The sequence below is a fragment of the Stenotrophomonas maltophilia group sp. LNF247 genome (genome assembly GCF_054083135.1).
In genome coordinates, this window is sequence record NZ_JBSRQL010000037.1 from 1 (window position 1) to 10,565 (window position 10,565).

The 10,565-nt window shown below is 65.6% G+C and carries 11 protein-coding genes; 6 read left to right on the forward strand and 5 right to left on the reverse strand.

The genetic code is table 11. From position 1 onward, the window contains the following. The first annotated feature begins 144 nt into the window (after positions 1-144). Positions 145-2,223 carry a prolyl oligopeptidase family serine peptidase gene (locus ACTXG9_RS19445; RefSeq protein WP_456115746.1) on the forward strand — a complete coding sequence of 693 codons (2,079 nt, stop codon included), beginning with the start codon at positions 145-147 and terminating at the stop codon, positions 2,221-2,223. 136 nt (positions 2,224-2,359) lie between these two features. Continuing rightward, the gene (locus ACTXG9_RS19450) at positions 2,360-3,604 is read left to right on the forward strand and encodes a DUF819 family protein (protein WP_021203107.1); all 1,245 of its coding nucleotides are present in this window, start codon (positions 2,360-2,362) and stop codon (positions 3,602-3,604) included. 86 nt (positions 3,605-3,690) lie between these two features. On the opposite strand, the gene ACTXG9_RS19455 is transcribed toward ACTXG9_RS19450, so the two are convergent. From ACTXG9_RS19455 to ACTXG9_RS19475, 5 genes are read right to left on the reverse strand one after another with little or no spacing between them, the layout of a single operon-like run. Further along, a complete protein-coding gene (locus tag ACTXG9_RS19455) occupies positions 3,691-4,170 on the reverse strand; it encodes a hypothetical protein (RefSeq protein WP_019659319.1) in 480 nt (159 codons plus the stop codon). 46 nt (positions 4,171-4,216) lie between these two features. Continuing rightward, positions 4,217-4,477 carry a cell division topological specificity factor MinE gene (minE, locus tag ACTXG9_RS19460; protein ID WP_005408532.1) on the reverse strand — a complete coding sequence of 87 codons (261 nt, stop codon included), beginning with the start codon at positions 4,475-4,477 and terminating at the stop codon, positions 4,217-4,219. 2 nt (positions 4,478-4,479) lie between these two features. Then, positions 4,480-5,289 carry a septum site-determining protein MinD gene (gene minD, locus ACTXG9_RS19465; protein WP_019659318.1) on the reverse strand — a complete coding sequence of 270 codons (810 nt, stop codon included), beginning with the start codon at positions 5,287-5,289 and terminating at the stop codon, positions 4,480-4,482. 37 nt (positions 5,290-5,326) lie between these two features. Further along, the gene (minC, locus tag ACTXG9_RS19470) at positions 5,327-6,172 is read right to left on the reverse strand and encodes a septum site-determining protein MinC (RefSeq protein ID WP_164143875.1); all 846 of its coding nucleotides are present in this window, start codon (positions 6,170-6,172) and stop codon (positions 5,327-5,329) included. Further along, a complete protein-coding gene (locus ACTXG9_RS19475) occupies positions 6,118-6,714 on the reverse strand; it encodes a GNAT family N-acetyltransferase (RefSeq protein ID WP_019659316.1) in 597 nt (198 codons plus the stop codon). Before ACTXG9_RS19475 ends, minC begins: the two co-directional genes overlap by 55 nt. Before the next feature lie 151 nt (positions 6,715-6,865). Here ACTXG9_RS19475 and ACTXG9_RS19480 point away from each other — a divergent pair, with 151 nt between their 5' ends. The 4 genes from ACTXG9_RS19480 (at position 6,866) to ACTXG9_RS19495 (ending at position 10,493) form a co-directional block, all read left to right on the forward strand. Further along, on the forward strand, positions 6,866-8,068 hold the full coding sequence (locus ACTXG9_RS19480; RefSeq protein ID WP_019659315.1) for a sensor histidine kinase: 1,203 nt from the start codon (positions 6,866-6,868) through the stop codon (positions 8,066-8,068). Further along, the gene (locus ACTXG9_RS19485; protein ID WP_021203109.1) at positions 8,068-8,709 is read left to right on the forward strand and encodes a response regulator; all 642 of its coding nucleotides are present in this window, start codon (positions 8,068-8,070) and stop codon (positions 8,707-8,709) included. Before ACTXG9_RS19480 ends, ACTXG9_RS19485 begins: the two co-directional genes overlap by 1 nt. A 234-nt stretch (positions 8,710-8,943) precedes the next feature. Beyond that, positions 8,944-10,017: a polyketide cyclase gene (locus ACTXG9_RS19490; protein WP_021203110.1), complete on the forward strand. Its 1,074-nt coding sequence runs from the start codon at positions 8,944-8,946 to the stop codon at positions 10,015-10,017. A 104-nt stretch (positions 10,018-10,121) separates the two neighbouring features. Continuing rightward, positions 10,122-10,493, forward strand: coding sequence for a DUF423 domain-containing protein (locus ACTXG9_RS19495; RefSeq protein ID WP_019659313.1), 372 nt, complete (start codon positions 10,122-10,124; stop codon positions 10,491-10,493). The last annotated feature ends 72 nt before the right edge of the window (positions 10,494-10,565 follow it).

Sequence of the window (10,565 nt, forward strand, 5' to 3'; positions counted from 1 at the left end):
CCCGCGGCCGGCAGTACCGCAAACCCCGCTTCGGCGGGGTTTGCTGTTTATGGCGATTGCCCGCCTGCAGCCATGACCGATGGCCTTGGCAGCCCCGGCCATGCGGGCCTACCATCGGTTTTTTGCCGTCCTGCGGAGACCCCGATGAAACTGCGTCATGCCCTGCTGCCACTGAGCCTGCTGGCCGCCCTGCCCAGTGTTGCCGCTGCCCGTGGCCTGGAAGTCCGCGACATGGTGGCGATGGACCGCGTTTCCGCGCCGGTGCTGACCGCAGACGGTGGCACCGTGGTGTTCGCCAAGCGCAGCGTGGACGCCAACCTGAAGGCCTCCACCGCGCTGTTCGCGCGCAACCTGCGCACCCGCGACGCAGCGCCGCCGAAGCAGATCACCCCGGCCGGCTGGAACGTCAATTCCGCCTCGCTGTCGGCCGATGGCCAGACGGTGTATTTCCTGAGCGCCAAAAACGGCAGCCAGCAGCTGTACGCGCAGCCTATCAACGGCGGTACTCCGCGCCAGCTGACCGACTTCCCGGTCGACGTGGACAGCTACCACGTGTCGCCGCAGGACGACCGCGTGTTGTTCAGCGCCGGCGTGTTCCAGGTCTGCGCCTCGGACCTGGCCTGCACCGAGAAGAAGCTGAAGGAAAAGAAGGACGCCAAGGCCAGCGGCCAGGTATGGGATTCGCTGTTCGTGCGCCACTGGGACACCTGGAACGACGGCCGCCGCAACACCCTGTTCGTCGCTCCGCTGCCTGCGGCCAAGGGCGGTGCAGTCAAGGGCGCCTCGGCACTGAGCGCGACCATCGATGGTGATGCGCCGTCCAAGCCGTTCGGCGGCAATGATGACTTCGCGTGGTCGCCAGATGGCGCCAGCGTAGTGGCCAGCATCCGTGTGGCCGGCAAGCAGGAACCGTGGTCGACCAACTTCGATCTGTACCGCTTCGACGCCGCGGGCAAGCAGGCGCCGGTCAACCTGACCGCCTCCAACCCAGCCTGGGATGCCGGCCCGGTGTTCAGCGCCGACGGCAAGACGCTGTTCTATCGTGCGATGAAGCGCCCGGGCTTCGAGGCCGACCGCTTCGGCCTGATGGCGATGGACCTGGCCAGCGGCAAGACCCGCGAGATCGCGCCGCAGTGGGACCGTTCGGCGGGCGGCATCACCCTGTCCGCCGACGGCGCCAGCATCTACACCACCGCCGACGACCTCGGCGAGCATCCGCTGTTCCAGATCGACGTGGCCAGCGGCAAGGCCACCAAGCTGGTTGGCGACGGCAGCGTGACCTCGGTCGATGTGGCCGGCAACAGCGTGGCGATCACCCGCAACAGCCTGAAGAGCAACGACCAGGTGCTGGTCGGACTGCTGCCGGCCGCAGGCCAGCCGATCGGCGAACTGCGCGCGCTGACCCCGGCTGCTGGCGACGTACTCAAGGACGTGTCCTTCGGCGACTACGAACAGTTCGAGTTCAAGGGCTGGAACAACGACACCGTGCATGGCTACGTGGTCAAGCCGCACAACTATCAGGAAGGCAAGTCCTACCCGGTGGCGTTCCTGATCCATGGCGGCCCGCAGGGCAGCTTCGGCAATGGCTGGAGCTACCGCTGGAATCCGCAGACCTATGCGGGCCAGGGCTACGCGGTGGTGATGATCGACTTCCACGGCTCCACCGGCTACGGCCAGGCGTTCACCGATGCGATCAGCCAGCACTGGGGCGACCGCCCGCTGGAAGACCTGCAGAAGGGCTGGGATGCGGCGCTGAAGAAGTATTCCTTCCTCAACGGTGACAAGGCCTGTGCGCTGGGCGCCAGCTACGGCGGCTTCATGGTCAACTGGATCGCCGGCAACTGGAACAGCCCGTTCGAGTGCCTGGTCAACCACGACGGCGTGTTCGACCAGCGCATGATGGGCTACGCCACCGAAGAACTGTGGTTCACCGAGTGGGAGCAGGGCGGCACGCCGTACCAGAAGGCCGCGAACTACGAGAAGTTCAACCCGGTCAACCACGTGGCGGACTGGAAGAAGCCGATCCTGGTCATCCACGGCCAGCAGGACTTCCGCATCCCGGTCGAGCAGGGCCTGGCCGCGTTCACCGCCGCCCAGCGCCAGGGCATCGAATCGAAGTTCCTGTACTTCCCGGATGAAAACCACTGGGTGCTCAAGCCGAACAACAGCATCCTGTGGCATGACACCGTCAATGCCTGGCTGAAGCAGCACATCGGCAACTGATGGTTGCGGCGCCGCCCTCCGGGGCGGCGCTTCTGTTTCACCATCTGCTTTACCGGTGGGTGCCGACCGTTGGTCGGCACACCTTATCTGCCGCCAACAGCAGCCGGCCAGCGGCCGGCTCTACCAGAGCGCCTACATGCCTTCGACTGCCCTGATCCAGAACGACATCGTCGTCTTCGGTTTGATCGCCGCCACGCTCGGCGCCGTTTTCTGGACCGCCTCGCGCGAGCAGGGCCTGTGGAAACGCTTCTACACCTTCGTGCCGGCGCTGCTGCTGTGCTACCTGATTCCCGGCATCTACAACACCGTCGGCCTGATCGACGGGCAGAGCACCCGGCTCTACAACCCGATCGCACGCGACATCCTGCTGCCGGCGGCGCTGATCCTGCTGACCCTGGCGGTGGACATCAAGGGCATCCTGCGGCTGGGCCCGAAGCTGGTGCTGATGTACCTGGGGGCATCGGCCAGCATCATGCTCGGGGCGGTCGTGGCCTTCCTGCTGATGCGCGCCGTGCATCCGGAAACCGTGGCCGGTGACACCTGGGCCGGCATGGCTGCGTTGGCCGGCAGCTGGATCGGTGGTGGCGCCAACATGCTGGCGATGCGCGAAGTGTTCGACGTCAACGCGACCACCTTCGGCCAGTTCGCCGTGGTCGACGTGGGTGTCGGCTATGTGTGGATGGCGGCGCTGATCTTCCTCGCCGGTCGTGCGGCGAAGATCGATGCACGCAGTGGCGCCGATACCTCGGCCATCGATGAACTGAAGGAGCGCATCGCGCGCTTCCAGGCCGAGCATGAGCGCATTCCCAGCCTCACCGATCTGATGCTGATCGTGGCCGTGGCCTTCGGTGGCGTCGGACTGGCACACGCGATCGGTGCGCCCTTGGCGGCGTGGTTCAAGGCAAATGTCAGCTGGGCCGCGCAGTTCAGCCTGGACGCACCGTTCGTGTGGGTGGTGGTGCTGTCGACCACCCTGGGCCTGAGCCTGAGTTTCACCCGCGCACGCAACCTGGAAGGCGCGGGTGCCTCGCGTCTGGGTTCGTTGCTGCTGTACTTCCTGATCGCCTGCATCGGCATGCAGATGGATCTGCTGGCGTTGCTGGACCGCCCGTGGCTGTTCCTGCTCGGCCTGATCTGGATCGCCGTGCACATCGTGCTGCTGTGGTGCCTGGGCAAGCTGCTGAAGGTGCCGTTCTTCTATTTCGCCATCGGTTCGCAGTCGAACATCGGTGGCCCGGCCTCGGCGCCGGTGGTGGCCGCCGCGTTCCATCCGGCGCTGGCGCCGGTGGGCGTGCTGCTGGGCACGATGGGCTATGCCACCGGCACCTACCTGGCCTACATCGTCGGTATTACCCTGCGCGCGCTGGCCGGGCAGGGCTGATGGGGTGGTGCCGGCCGCTGGCCGGCAACCTCATGAACCCGTGAAGCATCACCTAGTTGCCGGCCAGCGGCCGGCACTACCGAGCGTTACGCCACCGGCAACCCCCGTTCGATCAACCACGCCTTCGCGTCTTCGGCGTCCTGTTCGAACCATGCCTGTGTAGACCCCAGCCGATACGTGTACCCCCAGGCGTCCATGTCGGCCATCAACCGCGCGCTGCCAACACCCGGCAGCTGCCCGGCCAGCACGATCTGCAGGTAGCAGGTGGCATCTTCCTCGGCCACCGAGTCGGTGGCGTCGGTATGCACCTGCGCACGCCGCTCCGGCGGCAGCACGATCAGGTGGCAGGCTTCGTGCAGCATCGAATGCACGGGCGTGTCGTCGCGCACGTACACGTTGCTCGCGATGATGCCGGCCTCTGGCTCGCCCCAGTAACTGCCGGGAATCGGTTCGCCGGGCGCCACGTGGTGCAGCCGCAGGCCATGCGCGGCGAGCAGGCGCTGCGCGTCGGCGAAGGCGATGTCGCCCACGCAGGTGATGCCCACGGTGGTTGTCGTATCGGTCATGCAGGTCACGCAGCCCCGCCCATGCAGGCACGGGCGGGGCGGGGGATCAGGGTTTGTCCGGGCCTTCAGGCAGCGCCACGGAGATGTCCAGCACGTCGTGCTGGCCATCCTTCACCAGGTCGACCTTCACCGCATCGACGTCGATGTTCACGTACTTCTTGATCACTTCCAGCAACTCGCGCTGCAGCAGGGGCAGGTAGTCCGGGCCACCGCGGTGGCTGCGTTCCTGCGCGATGATGATCTGCAGGCGGTTCTTTGCGGTTTCGGCGGTGGTCTTCTTCGCTTTGAGGAAATCGAACAGGCCCATGCTTACCCTCCGAACAGCTTGCTGAAGAAGCCCTTCTTCTCCACGGTGGTGAAGCGCATCGGCCGCTCCTCGCCAAGGATGCGCGCAACGGCGTCCTCATAGGCCTGGCCGGCTGCGGATTCGACATCCAGGATGACCGGCTCGCCCTTGTTGGAGGCATTGAGCACGTCACCCGACTCGGGGATCACGCCGATCGCCTTCAGCCCCAGCACTTCCTCGACGTCGGCAATGCTGAGCATCTCGCCGGTTTCCACGCGCAGCGGGGTATAGCGGGTCAGCAGCAGGAACGCGGGCACGTTCTGCCCGGATTCGGCCTTGTGGGTCTTCGAATCCAGCAGCCCGATGATGCGGTCGGAGTCGCGCACGGAGGACACTTCCGGGTTCACCACCACCACGGCGCGGTCGGCGAAGTACATCGCCAGGAAGGCACCCTTTTCGATACCCGCCGGCGAGTCGCAGATGATGTAGTCGAAGCCGTCGGCGGCCAGGTCCTTCAGAACCTTGCCCACGCCTTCCTGGGTCAGTGCGTCCTTGTCGCGGGTCTGCGAGGCGGCCAGCACGTACAGGTTGTCGAAGCGCTTGTCCTTGATCAGGGCCTGTTTGAGGGTGGCTTCGCCGTGCACGACGTTGACGAAGTCGTACACCACGCGGCGTTCGCAGCCCATGATCAGGTCGAGGTTGCGCAGGCCGACGTCGAAGTCGATCACCGCCACCTTCTTGCCGCGCCGTGCCAGGCCGCAGGCCAAGCTCGCGCTGGAAGTGGTCTTGCCGACGCCGCCCTTGCCGGAGGTGACTACGATGATTTCAGCCAAAGGACTTCTCCTGGTTCTGCATGAGTTTGGAGCTGCGTCAGTCCAGCGCAGCGATCTTGACCTGGTCCTGTTCCAGCCACACCTGCACGGCTTTGCCGCGCAGGTTGTCCGGGACATCGTCCAGTACCTTGTAGTGGCCTGCAATGGCCACCAGTTCCGCATGGAAATCACGGCAGAAAATGCGTGCCGCGGTGTTGCCCTGGGCCCCTGCCAGCGCGCGGCCGCGCAGGGTGCCGTAGATATGGATGCTGCCGTCGGCGATGACTTCGGCGCCGGCGCCTACGGTAGCCATCACGGTGAGGTCGCAGTTTTCAGCGTACAGCTGCTGGCCCGAGCGTACGTTGCCCAGCTGCATGCGGCCCGGCTGCGGTGCCGCAGCGCCGGCAATCCTGGCTGTCGGCGCGGCCGGCGCCGGCTTCGGTTCGGCGCGCGCTGCGCGGCGCGGTTCCGGAGCGGGCGGGGGCGGGGGCGGCTCGGCCTCGGCTCGCTCGTACTGGGCGCGGAACTTGGCCAGCAGCGGCAGTCCGAGCTGCTGCGAGAGCAGGTCGACCGCGCTGGTGCCATAGGCCAGCGCCACCGGCAGCACGCCGGCGCTGCGCAGGCCATCGACCAGCGCTTGCGCCGTGGCCACGTCCGGTACCTGGCTCAGGCCGCCGAAGTCGAGGATCACCGCGGCGCGGCCGAACAGCTTCGGCGCCCGGGTAACGCGTTCGCGCATTTCCTGCACGAGGCGTTCCACGTCAAGCGTACGGATGCGCAGGTTGGCGATGCCCACCTGGCCGATCTTCAGTTCACCGGCCTGTTCGTAATCGAAATTCACCGCCACGCTCAGGTCCCCGTCGGCCGCTGTGCCTGCGCCGGCAGCTGCCGGGCACGTGTCCATGCCACATCCGGCAGCTTGCCGCCGTAGGTCTCCTTCACCCACGGGTAGCTGCACAGTTCCTTGGCCAGCATGCTGGCGCGCACATCGACCTGCGGCATGGTGTTCTGGCCCAGCTCGCGGAAGCCGAAGCTGCCGTGGAAGAGCAGGGCGGCATCGGCGCCATGGTCGAGGAAGACCTCGCAGGTCATCTGCGGGTAGCGCAGCTCGGCGAAGCTCTGCGCATCGGCATAGAACGCGCGACCGACGCCACCACCACGGCGGCGGCTGGCAACCACGATGCGGTCGATATAGAAGAACGGGGCGTCCAGCTGCTGCTTGAACCAGGCAAAGTTGCTGCTGTCGTGCTGGCTGTCGCTGCCGAAGCCGATCAGGAAGCCGGCAAGGTTGCCGTCGCGCTCGGCGACGCGGAAATACTCAGCGGTTTCATAGAACAGGCGCAGGCGGGCCGCATCCAGGGGAAGGATGGCCAGGCCAGCGTTGTTGTTCAAAGCCAGGACGGAATCGAGCTCGTGCTCGCGCACGTCGCGGATGACAATCGACATTGTGACTCCGTGGGGTAACGCGGTTGGTCCGTCAGGGGACCCTGCGCACGATTATTGCATGCCCGGGGTGGGCTGCGGCATGAACAGGGGGGCGCGGATGCATGACTTCCGTGGGAGTGCGCGACGCAGGCCGGGCCCGTAGAGTGCTGGCATGTTGGGAGTCCTCAGCCATACCCGCGTTCTCCGTCTGGCCGGCCTGTTCACCTGGGTCATGGTCGGCCTTCCATTGGCGTATTCGCAGTTCGAGAACCTGCACAGCCGCAGCGATATGGGCGGCTGGGCGATCCTGCTGTTTGTCGCCTACCTGTCCTTCGGCGCGGCGTACTATTGGCTGACCCGCCTGCTGCGCAGCGACAGCGGCAGCCACACCAGCTGGCTGGACCGCGGCCTGCTGCTGCTGCTGACGGTCTCGGCGCTGGGCGTCAGTTTCCTCAGCGGCTCGGGCCTTGGCAGCATCCTGATGATGGTGGCTGCCGGCGTCATTCCGTGGATGCTTTCGGTACGCCTGTGCGTGCTGTGGCTGCTGGTCAGCCAGCTGGCGGTGGCGCCGGTCTATTACCTGCTGCTGCGCTTCCCGCTGTTCGAAGCGGTGATGCAGTCGTTGCTGTATGGCGGCTTTTCCATGTTCATCTTCGTGACCAGCCTTGTTGCGAGACAGCAGACCGAGGCCCGCGACGAACAGCGCAGGCTCAATTCAGAGCTGCGCGCCACCCGTGCCCTCCTGGCCGAGAGCGCCCGCGTCAACGAGCGCACCCGTATTTCGCGGGAGCTGCATGACCTTCTGGGGCATCAGCTGACCGCGCTGACCCTGAACCTGGAAGTGGCAGGCCACCTGGCCGAAGGCCAGGCGCTGGACCATGTGAAGCGCTCGCATGCCCTGGCCAAGCTGCTGCTGGGCAACGTGCGCGAGGTGGTCAGCCAGCTGCGCGAGACCGGTGCCATCGATCTGGCCGCGGCGCTGCGCCCGCTGACCGAGAACGTGCCCTCGCTGGACATCCAGCTGGACATCGAGGATCCACTGAACGTGGAGGACCCGCAGCGGGCCCACGTGCTGCTGCGGTGTACCCAGGAGATCATCACCAACGCGGTGCGCCATGCCGGTGCCCGCCACCTGTGGATCAAGGTGTACCGTGAAGCCCCCGACCAGGTGGTGGTGGAGGCCCGCGACGACGGCGTCGGCGCGGATACGGTCAATGTGGGCAATGGCTTGCGCGGCATGCGCGAGCGACTGCAACAATGTGGTGGCCAGCTGCAGGTCGAGACCCGGCCCGGTGAAGGCTTCCGGCTGCGGGCGACGGTACCGGCAACGGTGCTGGTGGCCGCCCTTACCAAGGTTCCTGAAGGAGTGCGTTGATGATTCGCGTCTGCCTGGTCGACGACCAAACCCTGGTGCGGCAGGGAATCCGCTCCCTGCTGGCGCTCGACGACGGCATCGAGGTGGTGGCCGAGGCCGGCGACGGCCGCCAGGCGGTGGAGCTGATACCGCAGGTGCGACCGGACGTGGTGCTGATGGACATGCGCATGCCGGTGATGTCCGGGCTGGAGGCGCTGCAGGTCCTGTCGCGTCAGGACCTGCTGCCGCCGACCATCATCCTCACCACTTTCGACGATGACCAGCTGGTGCTGGCCGGGCTTAAGGCCGGCGCCAAGGGTTACCTGCTCAAGGACGTGACCCTGGCACAGCTGGTCGGTGCCATCCGCACCGTGGCCGACGGCGGTTCGCTGGTGCAGCCGGCCGTGACCCAGCGGCTGCTGTCCGGCCTGGAGCACATGCGCAACGAGTTTGTCAGCCTGGACCGTCCGGACCCGTTGACCGACCGCGAGACCGAGATCCTGCGCCTCATGGCCAGCGGCTTCTCCAACAAGGAGATTGCCAATTCGCTGGGGGTGGCCGAAGGCACCATCAAGAACCACGTGTCCAACATCCTTTCCAAGCTGGGCGTGCGCGACCGTACCCGCGCCGTATTGAAGGCGTTCGAGCTGCAGCTGGTGTGAGGAAATTCTTTTCAGGACAATGACTTGAGGTCCATTCATGGCCCTCCGGCGGGGTTGCCCCCTACTTCAGGGGCGTCGGTATGCGGTACCCTTCGATTTCTTTGTCCATACAAATACGCAGCCGGCACGGAAACCGGTGCGCCAATCCCGATAAACAATGCCCGCGAAGCCTGCTAGGATTGGCGCTTCGCTTCAATCAACCCGGCCGTGGGATCGGCCCCGGAGACTCTCTGAATGACCCGTATTATCGAGTTCCTGATCGCCTTGGGGATCGTGGCTGGCCTGTTCGTCATCATTGGCGTATGTCTGCCGGGCGAGCGTCACATCACCGAAAGCATCGAGACCAACCGCAAGATGACGATCGTGTACGACACGGTCAGCAGCCTGCGCCGCTTCAAGGACTGGAACCCGCTGGTACTGCGCGATCCCGCCGTTGAACTGAAGCTGTCCGGCCCGGCCTCCGGCGTCGGTGCCACCCTCGACTTCACCTCCAAGGACCTGGGCACCGGTTCCTGGAAGATCACCGAAGCCGAAGAGAACAAGCGTGTTGCGATCGCCATCGATGACGCCACCAAGGGTCACGACAAGATCACCACCTTCACCCTGGAGCCGACCGGCAAGGGTGGCCGTAACGTCAAGATCACCCAGGACTACTCGGTGAAGTACGGCTTCGACCTGTTCGGCCGTTATGCCGGCCTGTATGTCAGCCGCCAGATCGGCGACGACATCAAGATGGGCCTGTCGCGCATGGCCAACATGCTGGCCACCGTCCCGAACGTCGACTACCGCACGCCGGAAGCCCCGCTGACCGATCTGGGCATCGTCGATGTGCCGGCTGAGGACCTGCTGGTCGTCAACGCCGGTAACGTGGACCGCGGTCAGGACACGATCACCAAGTCCATCAAGGACAACCAGGAGTGGATCAAGCGCGTGATGGAGGCCAATGGCCTTGAAGCCGCCGGTCCGTTCCGCATCATCACCACCGACTTCGGCCAGGAGAAGTACGCCTTCGACATCGCCCAGCCGGTGAAGAAGAAGGGTGCTGAAGGTGCCACCGCTGAAGAGCTGACCGTCAAGATCGACGGCGGCGCGCCGGTCAAGTACGTGCATGTGGCTCCGCACCGTTCGGCGCATGCGGCCTACACCGGCCACATGGCGGGTCTTGACGTGGCCCGCAACGGCCTGCGTGCCTGGGCGGTGACCTCCGGCAACGAAGTGATCGACCGTCCGTACGAAACCTGGAAGGACGGCATCGACAAGTCGTTCACCCCGGAAGGTACCTACGACATCTACTGGGCCGTCAAGTAAGCTTCGGCTGACCCATGTAGTGCTGGACACGAAAACGCGCCGCTCATTGCGGCGCGTTTTTTTTTCATCTGGCGCCCGGCAAGGGCGCTGCGCAAGGAGCCCACATGTTCAATCTCGAACGTCGCGCACGTAAGCCTTCGCTGCTGGCCTGCCTGGGGGCACTGCTGGCCGCCGCCTCGATCGGCCTGTCCGCCTATGCATCGCATGGCGTGGCTGATCCGCTGGCGCAGCAGCATCTGAACATGGCGGCGCTGTATGCGTTCGCGCACGGTGCGGTGCTGGTGGCGCTGGGGCCGCGCGCGCAGGGAGCGATCGCGCACCTTGCGCTGTACGTGCTGCTGCTGGGTGTGCTGTTGTTTTCCGGCAGCCTGGTGGGTGGTGCGCTGTGGCAGTGGCCGACGCGGATGGCACCGATCGGTGGCACCAGCATGATGGCCGGATGGGTGTTGCTGGCGATCAATGCGTTGAGGCGGTGACGGCAGCGGAGATCGGCCAAGCACGACACCGCTGCGCCGTCAGCTTCTGTAGAGCCGAGATCCTATGTTCGC